Below are 15,190 nucleotides of genomic sequence, written 5' to 3'. Positions count from 1 at the left end.
AAGTCGCCCTGTATCAGGGATGAGTACGCCGGCTCATGTTGCCGTGACGACTTCTCTGCGGGACGCGAAGACGCTGGAGCCGGCCTGGCCCTTCACCGGGCGGGCGGACGAACTGGAGCTGGTGCGCCGGTCCCTGGCCGCCGGGCGCAACGGCGTCGTGGTGACCGGCCCGGCGGGCTGCGGCAAGAGCCGGCTCGTGACGGAGGCCGTCCGGGGCACGGAACACTCCCGGGCGGCCGGGACGCCCGCGACCGGCGGCATCCCCTTCGCCGCGTTCGCGCACCTGCTCCCCGAGACCGTCACCCTGCACCGTGCCGTGCACCTCCTGTCCGGCGTGCGGCTGCTGCTCGTCGACGACGCGCACCTGCTCGACGACGCCTCCGCCGCCCTCGTGCACCAGCTCGCCGTGCACGGCCGTACCCGGCTCCTGGTCGTCGCCACGGAGGGCGTCCCCGTGCCGGACGCGGTGTCCAGGCTGTGGTCCGGCGAGCTGCTGCCGCGTCTCGCCCTGGAGCCGCTGCCCCGCGAGGAGACCGCCGAACTGCTCGCGGCGGGTGCGGGCGTCGGCCTGGAGCCGCTCACCGTCGACCGGCTGCACCGCCTGTGCCGGGGAGACCTGCGGCTGCTGCGCGAGCTGCTGACCGCGGTACGCGAACGGGGGCTGCTCACGCCGGTCCCGGGCACGGACCGGCGCGCGTGGCGGGGGCCGGTGCCGGTCACCGCGGCCGTACGGGAGCGCGCCGCCCACGTCCTCGGCCGCGCCCGCCCCGAGGAGCGTGAGACGCTCGAACGCCTGGCCTTCGCCGAGCCGTTGCCGCCCGACCTGGACTCCTTCGACGCGCACACCCTGGAGCGGCTGGAGGCCGAGGGCCTGGTCGTCGTCGACGAGCAGGGGGCCACCCGGCTCGCCCACCCCCTGCACGGCCCCGTCCTGCGGGCCGCCGCGGGCCGGCTGCGGGCCCGGCGTCTGTCCCGTACCCCGGACCGGTGCGGTCCCGCCCTGGCGGCGGAGTCGGCCGCCCTGACCCGGCGCATCGAACAGGCCGACGTACGGGCCCTGGAGACGCCCGTGGGGGAGTGGCTCGTGGCCGAGGGAGTGCCGCTGCCCGCGGAGTACGCGGCGCCGCGCGCGCGGTTCGCACGCCTGCGCGGCCGGCTGCGGGAGGCCGCGGCCTGGGCCCGCGAGGGCCTGCGGACGGCCCCCGGCGACGCCTCGTGCCGTACCGAGCTCGCCCTCGCCTCGGCGCAGTCGGGCGACGCGACACCGACGGCGGCCCACGGCGCCCCCACCGGGGACGCCGCCGTGTGGTCCGCCGCCGCGCGCGGCGACCTGGACGCGGCGGTCCGGGAGGCCGCGCTCGCCGGGGACCCGTACGACGCCGTCCGGCTCGGTGCCCCCGAGTGGGCGGCCGGCCGTCTCACCGGCGTCTTCGCCGCGCACGCGGACGCCCTCGCGCGGGGCGACGGACCGGCGCTGGACGGGGTGGCCGAGCAGCTGGAGGAACGCGGCTTCCTGCTGTTCGCGGCCGAGGCACACGCCCAGGCGGCAGGCGCGCACCGCGACCCGAGCGCCGCACGCACCGCCCGAACCCGCGCCGTCGCCCTCGCCCGGCGCTGCGAGGGCGCCCGGACGCCCGCCCTGTCCGGTCTGGCGCTCGGCGAACTCACCGCCCGTCAGCGGCAGATCGTCACACTCGCCGCGGCCGGCCTGAGCAACCGGCAGATCGCGGAGAGACTCACCCTGTCCGTCCGCACCGTCGGCAACCACCTCTACAGCGCCTACACCCGTCTCGGTGCGGGCGACCGCGGCGCCCTGCCCTGGCTGGTGGACCTGCCCGAGGCCCAACCGGCCTGAGCACGGGCAGCCGAGGCCTCAGGCCGCGCCGAACGCGCAGAACGCCCACCCCGTCGCCTGGTGCACCGCGTCCCCGGGCAGTGCCGCCCGCGCGTCACGCAGTGCCTCCGCGAGGGACAGCCCGGCGTCCAGGCCCTTGTGCAGCGCGAGCATCAGAGGCACCACCGCGGCGTCGTTGACCGGCGCGCTGCACGCCACCACCCCGGCCGTGCCCAGCGGCAGCAGCGCGGTGACCAGCCCGAGCAGCTCGTCGGCGCCGACCGACGCGAACCGGGCGGTGTCACAGCAGGACAGGATGATCCGGTACGGGCTGCGGTCCAGACGTTCGAAGTCGTGCACGATGAGCGGCCCGTCCGCCATCCGCAGCGACGAGAACAAGGGGCTGTCCGCGCGGAAGGTGCCGTGCGCGGCGATGTGCGCCAGCGCGGCCCCGTCCAGCTCCCGCAACACCCGCGGCACCCGCGCCTCGTCGCCCTCCAGCACCGTGGGCCCCGCGTGCCGGCCGGCCTCCCGCGCGGCGGCGTCCTCCGCGCCGGCCGGTCCTCCCGCCGCGCCACCACGCGGCAGGTCCGCGCCGTCCCCCCGCCCGGAGGTACGTGGCACGCGCCCCCGGCCGCTGTCGGGTTCGGCGGAGTGCCCGTGCCGGTCCGGGGGCCGCGCCCCGCGTACGCCGTCGCTCCCGGGGTGGGCCGGTACCGCGCCCCGGTCCCCGGGTGAGGACGCGCCGTCCCTGCCGTCCCCCGGCCCGGTGGGCCTCCCGCTCCCACCGGTGTCCCGTGCCCGGTCCCGCGTCCCGGCGCCGTCTTCGTACGCGCCGCCGGACGAAGGCGCCCACGCCCCGCCGGCCCCCGGCATCCGCGGCACCCCGTACCGGCCGGCGAGGTGCGGTACCTCCGCCCCGCCGCTCGCCAGACCCGGTCCGCGGACCAGGACCTGCCGGCCGCCCGACGGGGGCGTGGTCTCGCTCGCGCGCAGCCAGCTGGTCGCCGACGGCGACACGCTCAGGACCCGTTCCCGCAGGGCGGGCAGCAGGGCCCACGGCACCCGGTGCAGGCGGCCCGGCGGGACCACGACGACCGGACCGGAGCCGAGGTGCGCCGCCGCGCGGCCGAGCAGCAGCTCCTGGAGGCGCGCGCCCGCCGCCTCCACCAGCGGCAGCCGGGCATCCGCTCCCGGATGCGCCAGCCGCCGCAGCCCGGCCTGTACGTGCTCGGCCTCCCGCTCCGCCTCCGCCAGCAGCCCGGCCTCGAACCGCCGCACCCGGCCCTGCCCGCACAACAGGACGTGCACCCGCCCGTCGAGCACCGCCAGCTCCACCAGCCGCACGTCGTCACCCAGCCGCCGCAGCAGACGGCCGACGTCGAACCGGTCACCGTCACCGGGGGCCTCGCCCCGCATGTGCAGGGTGCGGGAGCGGATCTCCCGCTCCAGGCGCCGCTGTTCGCGCTCCAGGGCGGGCACGGGCCGGCCCCCCTCCAGCCGGGCCTCGTCCGCACGGGCGGCGATCTCCCGGAACGCCGTCATACCGCTCAGCAGCGCGGGGTCGGCCGGCGGCCGGGTGGGCGGCGCGGACAGCACGGTCGCCCGCCAGCGCTCGCTCCACACCAGCAGCCGCCGCGGCCCGCCCGAGACCAGGCTCGCCTGCTGCGCCAGCGCCGCCAGTTCCGCCCCCTGCGCGGTGGCCCGGGCCCGCAGCTCCGAGGCGCCCAGCGTCATCCGGTGGTCGTCGAGTACGTCCAGCCCCCGTCGGCAGGCCTCCAGCACGCCCCGCGCCGAGCCGGCCGCCCGCGCCCGCAGCGCCTGCGCCGCCCAGCCCGTCATCCGTGCCAGCGGCGGACCGCTGTGCCGGGCGCGCGCGGCGACCGCCAGATGCCGTTCCGCGTCCGCCGTCCAGCCCAGGCCCAGCGCGATCCGGCCCGCCAGCAGCGACGCCTCCGGCGCGGCCGGCGCCCCAAAGGCGGCCAGCCGCTCCGCCACCGCCGCGGCGTCCGCCACCAGCCGGCCCGACGCGCGCCCCGTCGCGACCCGCGCCTCGATCAGCACCAGCCGGGCGTGCGTCTCGTACCAGGTGCGCCGCTGCCCGGCGAACAGCCGTACCGCGACGGCCGCGCGGGCGATCGCGGTCCGCGGATCGTCCGCCAGCCGGGCCGCCCGCGCGGCCACCAGCAGCAGCTCGGCCTTGCGGGTGGACTGCCCGCCGATGCCGTCCAGCGCGGCGATGGCCCCGTCGGCCTCGGTCAGCGCCTCCGTCGCCAGCCCGGCCGCCATCAGCACCTCGCAGCGCCGGATGGTGAGCATGAACGTCGGCGTGTCCAGCTTGGCGTACCGCTCCTCGGCCTCGTCCAGCAGCCGCAGCGCCGCCGGCACGTCACCCGACCGGAACGCCGCGAGCCCCCGGCTCTCCACCGCGTCGGCCTTGTCGTGCTCCTGGCCGGTGGTGTCCCACAGCGCCTCCGCCGCGGTGAAGTCGGCGTCCGCCCGCTCCACCGCCCCGAGCGCCAGATGCACCGTGGCCCGCAGCGTCAGCGCCCGCGCGGTCCAGATCACGTCGTCCGCCTGCCGCAGCACCGGGATCGCCCGCCGCACGTCCTCCAGCGCCTCGCCGTGCCGGCCCAGCACCCACCAGACGTAGGCCCGCCGGTACAGCACCCGCGCCCTGGTGTGCCCGGTGCCGCGTGCCACGCCCCGTTCGAACGCCGCCAGCCCCTCCCGGGTGCGGCCGGAGTGCACCAGCGCCACCCCGAGCGTGGCGAGTACGTCCGCCTCCCGCTCGGCCGAGTCCGCGCGGGCCGCGAGGTCACGGGCGCGCCGCAGATGGGCCAGGGCCCGCCGGGTGTCGCCGAAGTCCCGCTGCCAGATGCCGATCACCTGGTGGGCGATCGAGGCGTGCAGCGGTGACGGATCGGCCCCGAGCAGCTCCTCCGCCCGCGCCAGCGCTTCGTTGGGGGAGGCGAACACCATGGGCAGCAGTTGGAGAACCGAGTCGTTTCCCGCTGTCACCCCACGGATGGTAGTGCTCCGGAACCGCACCCCACAGGTTCGAGTCTGTATCAATCAGCCAACCGTCGACTCTGATTGACGACCGTCGCCGCGACCGTCACCACCACCGCCTCAGTGGAGGACATGCCATGGCACCACAGAGATTCCGCGAGCAGTTCGATCAGATCCAACGCTCGATGCCGGGCGTCCCGCTGGCGATGGGTCCGGACGATTCCGCCGAGTTCCTCTACGAGAAGGGCGTCGTCCTCGCCCGTGACGGCGAGGAGGCCCGCCTGGTCGAGGACACCGTGCGGGACCACTTCACCACGATGGCCGAGCTGACCTCGGACCACGTGCGCCGGGCGAGCCCCGAGACCAACCGCACCGGCATCACCCGTATCCAGGTGGGTGACCCCGGCGAGGGCGACGGCGGCGGTGACCCCACCGTCGCCCACGCCCTGCGCTCCCTGCGGACGATGGAGGGCCGCGCGGGCCGCAGGCTGATCAGCCGCAACCACGTCGTCTCCATCGCCGTCAACGCCTGCCCCGGTGACGAGCCCGTGCCCGTCCCGGTCAGCGAGCAGCCGAACCCGGCCCCCGCCGACACGCCGTACGACGCGGGCACCGCCGTCGGTGTCCTCGTCATCGACACCGGCCTCATGCACGACTACCGGTCCTGCCCGCTGCTCACCCACACCGACGGCGACGCCCAGATCAGGGAGTGCGACGAGGACGGCATCCTCCAGCAGTACGTCGGCCACGGCACCTTCATCGCCGGTCTCGTCGCCGCCGTCGCCCCCAACACCGAGGTGACCGTCAGCAACACCCTCAACGACGCCGGCGCCATCCTGGAGTCCGAGCTGGGCGAGAGGCTCTTCGAGGCCGTCGACCGGGACGGCTGGCCGGAGATCCTCAGCCTCTCCGCCGGCACCTCCAACGGCCGCACCGACGGCCTGCTCGGCGTGCACGCCTTCATGGAGGAGCTGCGCGAGCAGCGCACCCTGCTGGTCGCCGCCGCCGGCAACAACGGCAGCGCCACGCCCTTCTGGCCCGCCGCCTACGCCGACCTGCCCGGCTGGGAGGACTCCGTGCTGTCGGTCGGCGCGCTGCGCTCCGACGGCGAGTTCGGCGCCTGCTTCAGCAACCACGGCGGCTGGGTCAAGGTCTACGCCCCGGGCGAGCGCCTGACCAGCGCCCTGACCGGCTTCCGGGCGCCCGTGCCGTACGTCTACCAGCACTCCACCTACGACGCGTGCCGGTACGGCTTCGCCTACCCCTGCACCTGTCAGTACCCCCGGCACAACGGGGTGCTGAGCGAGCCGGGCGACGCCCCCGCCAAGCCGGACCAGGTGATGTTCGAAGGGCACGCGCAGTGGAGCGGCACCTCCTTCGCCACCCCCGTGGTCGCGGGTCTGGTCGCCTCCCACATGACGGCGCACAAGCAGCGGAACCCGCGCGCCGCCCGGGCGCAGTTGCTCGCGGCCAACACCGAGTACGCGGAAGTCCGCGGGGCGCACGTTCCGGCCCTGCTGCCGCCCACCTGGCGACCGGTCCCCGTCGACCCGTCGGCCGGCAGGCCGTGAGCGGCCGCACGCTGGGCGGAACCACCCATTCCACGGCGTACGATGACGTGTCGTACACGAGGGGTGGGGCAGTGGACCGTGCAGAGGTCGGGGCGCTCGTCCGGTTGGCCGCCGACGGGGACGCGGCGGCCTGGAAGTCGCTGGTCGACGGGCTGGGCCCGCTGGTGTGGTCCGTGGCGCGGGCGCACGGGCTGTCCGACGCCGACGCGCACGAGGTGTACCAGACCGCCTGGTTCCGTTTCGCCCAGCACCTGGGGCGCATCCGGGAACCGGAGAAGACCGGTTCCTGGCTGGCGAGCACGGCACGCCACGAGTGCCTGAAGCTGCTCAGGGCGTCGAAGCGGTGGACACCGACCGACGATCCGCAGTTGCTCGACCGGCCGAGCGAGGACCGCACGCCGGAGGAGTCGGTGCTCGACTCCGAGGAGGCCGCCGCGCAGACCGAGCGCGTCCGGCGGCTGTGGCAGGAGTTCGAGGAACTGGGCGAGCGGTGCCGCCAGTTGCTGCGTGTGCTGATCTCCTCGCCGCCGCCCAGTTATCAGGAGGTGTCCGCCGCGCTGGGGATCGCGGTGGGCAGCATCGGGCCGATGCGCCAGCGCTGTCTGCGCCGGCTGCGGGCCCGGCTCGAGGCACGGGGGACGATATGAGCGACATGTACGACGGCGACGGATTCGCCGAGGGGACCTTCACCGAGGGCGAGCTGGAGGCCGCGCTGCTGGAGGAGGAACTGCGGCAGGCCGCCGCGATCCTGGATCCGGTCCCGGCCGAGCTGCGGCGGATCGCCGTCGACGCGTTCGCGCTGCACGACCTGGACACGCGCGTGGCCGAGCTGACGTTCGACTCGCTGGTCGACGCGCTTCCGGTCAGGGGAGCGGAGGACCCGCCGCGGATGCTCACCTTCCGCGTGGACGAGGTGACCGTCGACGTCGAAGTGACCGCGGACGGCCTGATCGGGCAGGTGCTGCCGCCCGGGCCCGCCCGCGTCGAGGTGCTCAGCGGTCCCCGGACCCACGCGCGGCTGACGGCGGACGACATGGGCCGGTTCACCGGCGCCGCCCCGCCCACCGGCCCGTTCGCACTGCGGCTGCGGACCGGTGGCGCGGTGGTCGTGACGGAGTGGCTGCGCGCCTGACCCGCCGGCGGGCCTGAACGGCCGGCCGCGGGGCGGGGTGCGCGCCCGCGCCGAAGACGGTCCGGCACGCCGTCACCTCGCCGGCACGGCCGTCGGGAAGCGTTCGAGGCCCTCGCCCAGGTCCGCCGGGGCCGGTCCCGTACGCCCCCGCCGCCGTCTACCGGACTGTCGCGGACCTGCCGCGCCCGGGGGCCGCAGCCCTCCACCGCACGCACCGTGAACGCCCCGGCGACCGCCTGCCACGGGTTCCTCGTGGTCGGGCTGGTCCCGCTGGTGGGCTGGTCGACGAAGACGGGCGGGCCGGGACACGGGGGAAGCGCGGGCGGGCCGGGGCCCGGTCCGCGGTCAGGCGGACGCGGCGTCGACGAGGGCCGCCAGCGACTCCGCGAGGCGGGACAGCCCCGGCCCGGCCGGTCCGCCCGGCTCGGTCATGTAGGTGTCCCGGCGGATCTCCACCATCAACGCCCCGACCTCGGCCCGACGGCCGTAGAACTCCAGCGGCACGTACGTCCCGCTGAACGGGCTGTCCAGCCCCGTCCCCCCGCGGCTCGCGAAGGCCTTCCGGGCGGCGGCGAGCAGCGCGGGAGGCGTGTGGAAGCCGTCGGTGCCCAGGCAGACCGGCGGGCGCGGGCCCGCGCCGTGCAGCTCGTAGGGCAGTGGATCGGTCGGGTAGGAGTGCACGTCGATGATCACGGCCCGCCCGGTGGCGGCGAGCCGGTCGGCGACCGCCTCGGTCACCGCCCGCGCGTACGGCCGGAAGTACCGCTCCAGCAGCGGCTCCGGGTCGGTGTCGTCGGGGCGCAGGACCTCGCGGTGCGTGGTCCGCGTGTACACCGCGCCCATCCCGACGGCCGTCATCTCCTCCCGCTCGTCCGGGAACCGCTCCGGGTCGACGACCAGCCGCGAGGCCCGGTTCACGAACCGCCAGGGCGTGATGCCGGCCAGTCCGGCGGCCGCCTCGGCGATGTCCGCCGTGTGCGAGTCGGTGATGTGGTCGAGCTCCCGTTCCAGGGCCGCGTCGTCCAGGACGATACCGGCGCGGACGTCGGCGGGTATCTCCCGCGAGGAGTGCGGCACGTGGAGAATCACGGGGGACCGCGCGGCGCCGGGCAGCAACGCGAAGGCGGGGCGCTGGGCGTCGGTCACGGGAGTGCTCCAGGGGTGTTGTCGGTGGTGTGCGGCAGGCCGGAGTGCCGAACGAGGGCCGCGGGGATCGGCTGCCGTGCACGGAGCGGCGGGCGACCGCGCCTCCGGTTCCGCTCGTCGCCGCGCGGGACCGGTGAAGAGACGGGCACCCCGCCTCCGCCGGGGCGGGGACGGGGTGCCACGGGGCCTGTCCGGGCCCGGCGGGGATCAGGCGAGGGACGCCAGCGCCTCGTTCCAGGTGGCCGACGGGCGCATGACCGCGGCGGCCTTGGCCGGGTCGGGCTGGTAGTAGCCGCCGATCTCGGCGGGCTTGCCCTGGACGGCGTTCAGCTCCTCGACGATCTTCGCCTCGTTGGCGCCGAGCGTCTCGGCGAGCGGGGCGAAGGCCTTGGCCAGGTCCGCGTCGTCGGTCTGCTTCGCCAGCTCCTGCGCCCAGTACAGGGACAGGTAGAAGTGGCTGCCGCGGTTGTCGATGCCGCCGACGCGCCGGGTCGGGGACTTGTCCTCGTTGAGGAAGGTCGCCGTGGCGCGGTCCAGGGTGTCGGCGAGGACCTTGGCGCGGGTGTTGCCCGTGGCCTCGGCGTACTGCTCCAGGGACGGCACCAGGGCGAAGAACTCGCCGAGGGAGTCCCAGCGCAGGTAGTTCTCCTTGACCAGCTGCTGGACGTGCTTCGGCGCGGAGCCGCCGGCGCCCGTCTCGAACAGGCCGCCGCCCGCCATCAGCGGGACGACCGACAGCATCTTGGCGCTGGTGCCCAGCTCCAGGATCGGGAAGAGGTCGGTCAGGTAGTCGCGCAGCACGTTGCCGGTGACGGAGATGGTGTTCTCACCGCGGCGGATGCGCTCCACCGACAGCTTGGTCGCCTCGACCGGGTTCAGGATCCGGATGTCCAGACCCTCGGTGTCGTGCTCCGGCAGGTACTGCTTCACCTTGGCGATCAGGTTGGCGTCGTGGGCGCGGCCCTCGTCCAGCCAGAAGACGGCCGGGGCACCGGTGGCGCGGGCGCGGGTGACGGCCAGCCTCACCCAGTCGCGGATCGGGGCGTCCTTGGTCTGGCAGGCGCGGAAGATGTCACCGGCGGACACGGTCTGCTCGAGGACGGCGTTGCCGGCCTGGTCGACCAGACGGACCGTACCCGTGGTGGGGATCTCGAAGGTCTTGTCGTGGCTGCCGTACTCCTCGGCCTTCTGCGCCATGAGGCCGACGTTCGGCACGGAGCCCATGGTGGAGGGGTCGTAGGCGCCGTTGGCGCGGCAGTCGTCGATGACGGCCTGGTACACGCCGGCGTAGGAGGAGTCCGGGATGACGGCGAGGGCGTCGTGCTCCTGGCCGTCCGGGCCCCACATGTGGCCGGAGGTGCGGATCATGGCCGGCATGGAGGCGTCGATGATGACGTCCGAGGGGACGTGCAGGTTGGTGATGCCCTTGTCGGAGTCGACCATGGCCAGCTCCGGGCCCTCGGCCAGCTCGGCGTCGAAGGACGCCTTGATCTCGGCGCCCTCGGGCAGGGACTCCAGGCCCTTGTAGATGCCGCCCAGACCGTCGTTCGGGGTCAGGCCGGCCTTGGCGAGCGTCTCGCCGTACTGGGCGAACGTCTTCGGGAAGAAGGCGCGCACCACGTGGCCGAAGATGATCGGGTCGGAGACCTTCATCATCGTGGCCTTCAGGTGGACCGAGTACAGGATGCCCTCGGCCTTGGCGCGGGCGACCTGCGCCGTGAGGAACTCGCGCAGCGCGGCGACGCGCAGCACGGAGGCGTCGACGACCTCGTCCTTCTTCACCGGCACGGACTCGCGCAGCACGGTGGTGGTGCCGTCGTCGCCGACCAGCTCGATCCGCAGCGCGCCGTCCTCGGCGATCACCACGGACTTCTCGGTGGAGCGGAAGTCGTTCTCGCCCATGGTCGCGACGTTGGTCCTGGACTCGGCGGTCCAGGCGCCCATGCGGTGCGGGTGGGTCTTGGCGTAGTTCTTGACCGAGGCCGGGGCGCGGCGGTCGGAGTTGCCCTCGCGCAGGACCGGGTTGACCGCGGAGCCCTTGACCTTGTCGTAGCGGGCGCGGATCTCGCGCTCCTCGTCGGTCTTCGGGTCGTCCGGGTAGTCCGGCAGCGCGTAGCCCTGGCTCTGCAGCTCGGCGATCGCGGCCTTGAGCTGCGGGATGGACGCCGAGATGTTCGGCAGCTTGATGATGTTGGCGGCGGGCGTCTTGGCCAGCTCACCGAGCTCCGCGAGGGCGTCCGGGATCCGCTGGTCCTCGGCGAGGTACTCCGGGAACAGGGCGATGATGCGGCCCGCCAGCGAGATGTCGCGGGTCTCGACGGCGACACCCGCCTGCGAGGCGTAGGCCCGGACCACCGGCAGGAACGAATACGTCGCCAGGGCCGGGGCCTCGTCAGTGTGTGTGTAGATGATGGTCGAGTCAGTCACCGGGTGCTCCGCTCCACGTCTGCAACATTGCTCGACATCAAGATATCTCGTGATCGACCTCGGCTCGACAGGGGTCACGCGGAGATTCCGGACAACCGGCCGCGCGCCCCCTGTCGAACAGGTGAGCGGTCAGAGGGGAGTGGGGGTGTCCTCGCCCTCGCGCTGCTGCGGAAACACCACGGTCCCCTGCTGGAGCGCGACCGTGCGGACGGGCGACGGGATGCGGATGCCCTCCTCGCGGTAGCGCTTGTGCAGCCGCTTGATGAACTCGTGCTTGATCCGGTACTGGTCGCTGAACTCGCCGACGCCCAGGATCACCGTGAAGCCGATCCGGGAGTCGCCGAAGGTGTGGAAGCGCACCGCCGGCTCGTGCTCCGGCACCGCGCCGGTGATCTCGGTCATCACCTCGGCGACCACCTCGGTGGTCACCCGCTCCACGTGGTCCAGGTCACTGTCGTAGGCGACACCCACCTGGACCATGATGGTCAGCTGCTGCTCGGGCCGCATGAAGTTGGTCATGTTCGACTTGGCGAGCTGACCGTTCGGGATCACGACGAGGTTGTTGGACAGCTCACGGACGGTGGTCTGCCGCCAGTTGATGTCCTCGACGTAGCCCTCCTCGCCACTGCTGAGCTGGATGTAGTCACCCGGCTGCACGGTCTTGGAGGCCAGGATGTGGATGCCCGCGAAGAGGTTGGCCAGCGTGTCCTGCAGCGCCAGCGCGACCGCCAGACCACCGACGCCCAGCGCGGTGAGCATCGGCGCGATGGAGACGCCCAGCGTCTGCAGGATCACCAGGAAACCGATGGCCAGTACCAGGATCCGGGTGATGTTGACGAAGATCGTGGCCGACGCGGCGACCCCGGAGCGGGACGTCGTCACCGTCCGCACCAGACCGGCGATCACCCGGGCCGCCGTCACGGTCGCCACGAAGATCAGCAGGACCGTCAGCACCTGGTTGACGCTGTGCTGCACCGTGCGGGTCAGCGGCAGAGCCGCCGCCGCACCCGCCACGCCGCCCGCGACCGCGGCCCACGGCGCGACCGTGCGCAGCGCGGCCACGATGACGTCGTCACCGCTCCAGCGGGTGCGTCCGGCGTGCCCCGCCAGCCAGCGCAGCAGGACCCGCAGCAGGAACGCCCCCAGCAGCCCCGCCGCCAGCGCGATGCCGGCGGGCACCAGGTGGTCCATGGTCAGGTCGTCCGTCACCGGTCACCTCCGGGGGGCACTGCTGCGGCGAAGTGCCTCGCCGACGGCCGGATGTGAAGTCTCGTCACGTCTCACCTGCTCGTACCTGCTGGTTTTCGGGATGTGCGCTCGCCCGGTCCGCAAGACAGTTCGACCGGCGCGATCGCTCATCCTGCCGCATGCCGAGTGGTGGTCCGTACCGCGCCGGGGGCCGACCGGGGGCGTTCAGACGATGCCCTCGGCGAGTTCGGCCTGTTCCCGGTCGTCGCCGTAGGCCGCGGTCGTGGGCGTGCCGTACGAGCGGCGGGCGACGAACCACCACACGGTGGCCAGCACCAGCACCACGACCAGCGCGACGGCGGCGTAGTTCATCGTCTCCGCCGTCACCGGCGACGACTGCGGCAGGCAGAACAGCACGGTGACGAAGGCCACCCACACCACCGCGACCCACCCGACCGGCCTGCTCCACCGGCCCAGGCTCCACGGCCCCGGCGTGAAGCGGTCGCCCGCCCGCAGCCGCAGCAGCACCGGGATGGCGTACGCGGGGGTGATACCGATGACGTTGATGGCGGTGACCGCGCCGTACGCCGTCGCCGAGTACAGGGACGGCAGCGCGAGCAGACAGGCGACCGCCACCGACAGCCACACCGCGGCGACCGGCGTCTGGGTGCGCGCGGAGACCTTGCGCCACAGCGCCGAGCCGGGCAGGGCGCCGTCCCGGCTGAAGGCGAACACCATCCGGCTGGCGGCGGCGACCTCGGCGTTGCCGCAGAACAACTGCGCGACGATCACCACGAGGAGCAGCGCGCTCGCGCCGTCCGTGCCCAGGCCGTCCAGCAGGATCTGCGCGGGCGGCACCCCGGTCGCGGTGGCGCGTGTGGCGTCGTAGTCCTGGATGGCGAAGGTCAGGCCGGCCAGCAGCACGAAGCCCGCGAGCCACGACACCCAGATCGCCCGGACGATGCCGCGGGCCGCCGACACCGAGGCGTTCGAGGTCTCCTCGGACAGGTGGGCGGAGGCGTCGTAGCCGGAGAAGGTGTACTGCGCGAGCAGCAGCCCGATCGCGGCCACGTACAGCGGGCTCTCCCAGCCGGTGTCGTTGACGAACTCCGTGAACACGAAGGACGGCGACTGGTGGTGGTCGGGGACGACGGCCAGCGCGCCGACGATCAGCGCCACACCGGCCAGGTGCCACCACACGCTGATGGAGTTGAGCACGCTGACCAGCCGCACGCCGAAGAGGTTGAGCACGGCGTGCAGCAGCAGGATCGCCACGAAGATCAGCATCGTCTTCTCCGGTGTGGGCTCGAAGCCCCACTGGAGGTTCAGGAACGCGCCCGTGAACAACGCGGCCCCGTAGTCGATCCCGGCGATCGCGCCGAGCAGCCCGAGCAGGTTCAGCCAGCCGGTGTACCAGCCCCAGCGGCGGCCCCCGAGCCGGTCGGCCATGTAGTACAGCGCGCCGGACGTCGGGTACGCGCTGGTCACCTCGGCCAGCGCCAGCCCCACGCACAGCACGAACAGGCCGACACCCGCCCAGCCCCACAGCATCACGGCGGGACCGCCGGTGCCCAGGCCGAAGCCGTACAGGGTCATGCAGCCGGACAGGATCGAGATCACGGAGAAGCTGATCGCGAAGTTGCCGAAGCCGCCCATGCGGCGGGCCAGCACCGGCCGGTAACCGAGTTCGCGCAGACGCTGTTCCTCGTCGGTCGTGGCGGACGGGCCGGAAACGGACGGCCCGGAAACGGCTGGCCCGGAAACGGCTGGCCCGGAAACGGCTGGCCCGGAAACGGCTGGTCCGGAATCGGACGGTTCACAGGAGCGGGACATGCGAAGACCTCCGGGGACGGAAGGGGTTGGGGGGTCAGCGGCGCCGGCCACCGCCGCGGGCGGCGGACCGACTGCGCGCGCGGGCCTGGAGGAAGACCTCCACCGCACGCTGGGAGTCACCGGGCCCCGCGACGCGGTAGGCCCAGGGCAGGGGCGTCCAGTACGGGCCGAGCGCGTCGAACACCTGGACCGCCTCCCGGAACTGGAGGGCGCCCCACAGGGCGTGGGCCAGGTGGTTCATGTCCAGCAGGGACCGTTCGGCGTTCTGGGTGAGCAGGAACCAGGAGTGGAAGGCCTGCCGCGCCTCGCGGGTGGCGTCCTCGGCCACCCAGTGCAGATCGAGGGCGGCGTCCCGCCCGCCCGAGCGGCGGTAGCGCTCGACCCGCACGTACAGCGGCAGCACGTGCAGCGCCGAACCCGGCGGGGCGGACCCCGCCGCCCACTGCGCGAACCCCGCCGCCCTGGCCAGTCGCCCGGAGTCGCCCCGCGGGTACAGGAACTGCAGCATGCGGTGGTGGGCCTCCCGGTTGTACGGGTCCCGCTTGCCGGCCTCGGCGAGCAGGCCCCACGGGCCCGGCGGCAGCATCGGCTCCGGAGGCGCCACCCGGTGCTCCTCCCAGCTCTGCTCCCCGTCCAGCCGGGCCAGCGCCAGCAGGCACACCCACGGCACCGGGTCGTACGGCGCGACCCGGGCCGCCGCGTCGCACGCGTGCCAGGCCTCCAGCCACAGCTCGCGCGTGCGGTGGTGGTCCTCGCGGTGGGCACGCAGCGCGCGCTCCACCACGACCCGGGCGTGCATCACCACGGCCGGCGCACTGTGCGGCTCCTCCGCGAGCCAGGCCCGCACCACGTCCGTACCCGCGGCAGAGGCGGCCAGGACCTGCGTACGCTGCGTCCACTGCCACCAGGAGGCGGTCTGTTCCAGCAGGGTGCGCATCGACATCCAGCGCCCGGCGCGCACCTCCTGCAGCGCCGAGCGCAGCGCGGTGTCGTGGCCGGCGGGATCGTAGGCGGGGCGTGCTCCGTCTCTGGCCATCACCCGCCCGC

The 15,190-nt window shown here is 74.2% G+C and carries 10 protein-coding genes; 4 read left to right on the top strand and 6 right to left on the bottom strand.

The features are described from left to right. The first annotated feature begins 19 nt into the window (after positions 1–19). Positions 20–1,855 carry a LuxR C-terminal-related transcriptional regulator gene (locus tag KUM32_RS34580; RefSeq protein ID WP_217145873.1) on the top strand — a complete coding sequence of 612 codons (1,836 nt, stop codon included), beginning with the start codon at positions 20–22 and terminating at the stop codon, positions 1,853–1,855. Between the two features lie 18 nt (positions 1,856–1,873). Here the strand turns inward: KUM32_RS34580 and KUM32_RS34575 are convergent, their stop codons facing one another. Beyond that, positions 1,874–4,816: a CHAT domain-containing protein gene (locus KUM32_RS34575; RefSeq protein ID WP_254406577.1), complete on the bottom strand. Its 2,943-nt coding sequence runs from the start codon at positions 4,814–4,816 to the stop codon at positions 1,874–1,876. A 167-nt stretch (positions 4,817–4,983) separates the two neighbouring features. On the opposite strand from KUM32_RS34575, the gene KUM32_RS34570 reads away from it, so the two are divergent. The 3 genes from KUM32_RS34570 to KUM32_RS34560 all read left to right on the top strand — a co-directional run bounded on the left by KUM32_RS34570 (position 4,984) and on the right by KUM32_RS34560 (position 7,549). Next, on the top strand, positions 4,984–6,417 hold the full coding sequence (locus KUM32_RS34570; RefSeq protein ID WP_217145871.1) for a S8/S53 family peptidase: 1,434 nt from the start codon (positions 4,984–4,986) through the stop codon (positions 6,415–6,417). A gap of 71 nt (positions 6,418–6,488) precedes the next feature. Next, a complete protein-coding gene (locus tag KUM32_RS34565) occupies positions 6,489–7,064 on the top strand; it encodes a sigma-70 family RNA polymerase sigma factor (protein WP_308408792.1) in 576 nt (191 codons plus the stop codon). Between the two features lie 5 nt (positions 7,065–7,069). After that, positions 7,070–7,549 carry a hypothetical protein gene (locus KUM32_RS34560; protein WP_217145976.1) on the top strand — a complete coding sequence of 160 codons (480 nt, stop codon included), beginning with the start codon at positions 7,070–7,072 and terminating at the stop codon, positions 7,547–7,549. A gap of 345 nt (positions 7,550–7,894) precedes the next feature. Here KUM32_RS34560 and KUM32_RS34555 read toward each other — a convergent pair whose 3' ends face one another. From KUM32_RS34555 to KUM32_RS34535, 5 genes are all read right to left on the bottom strand, one after another. Then, the gene (locus tag KUM32_RS34555) at positions 7,895–8,695 is read right to left on the bottom strand and encodes an N-formylglutamate amidohydrolase (RefSeq protein ID WP_217145870.1); all 801 of its coding nucleotides are present in this window, start codon (positions 8,693–8,695) and stop codon (positions 7,895–7,897) included. A gap of 207 nt (positions 8,696–8,902) precedes the next feature. Then, entirely contained in the window at positions 8,903–11,122 is a 2,220-nt protein-coding gene (locus tag KUM32_RS34550) for an NADP-dependent isocitrate dehydrogenase (RefSeq protein WP_217145869.1), read from the bottom strand. A gap of 129 nt (positions 11,123–11,251) precedes the next feature. Further along, complete coding sequence (locus tag KUM32_RS34545) at positions 11,252–12,331, bottom strand: mechanosensitive ion channel family protein (RefSeq protein ID WP_217145868.1); 1,080 nt, start codon at positions 12,329–12,331, stop codon at positions 11,252–11,254. A 204-nt stretch (positions 12,332–12,535) separates the two neighbouring features. Then, positions 12,536–14,143: an amino acid permease gene (locus tag KUM32_RS34540; protein WP_374227582.1), complete on the bottom strand. Its 1,608-nt coding sequence runs from the start codon at positions 14,141–14,143 to the stop codon at positions 12,536–12,538. 34 nt (positions 14,144–14,177) lie between these two features. Next, positions 14,178–15,179 carry a hypothetical protein gene (locus KUM32_RS34535; protein WP_217145867.1) on the bottom strand — a complete coding sequence of 334 codons (1,002 nt, stop codon included), beginning with the start codon at positions 15,177–15,179 and terminating at the stop codon, positions 14,178–14,180. Between the last annotated feature and the right edge of the window lie 11 nt (positions 15,180–15,190).

It is taken from the genome of Streptomyces sp. AC627_RSS907 (genome assembly GCF_019049165.1).
The sequence above is the reverse complement of the archived record's forward strand: the minus strand, read 5'-3'. Positions and strand labels throughout refer to the sequence as shown.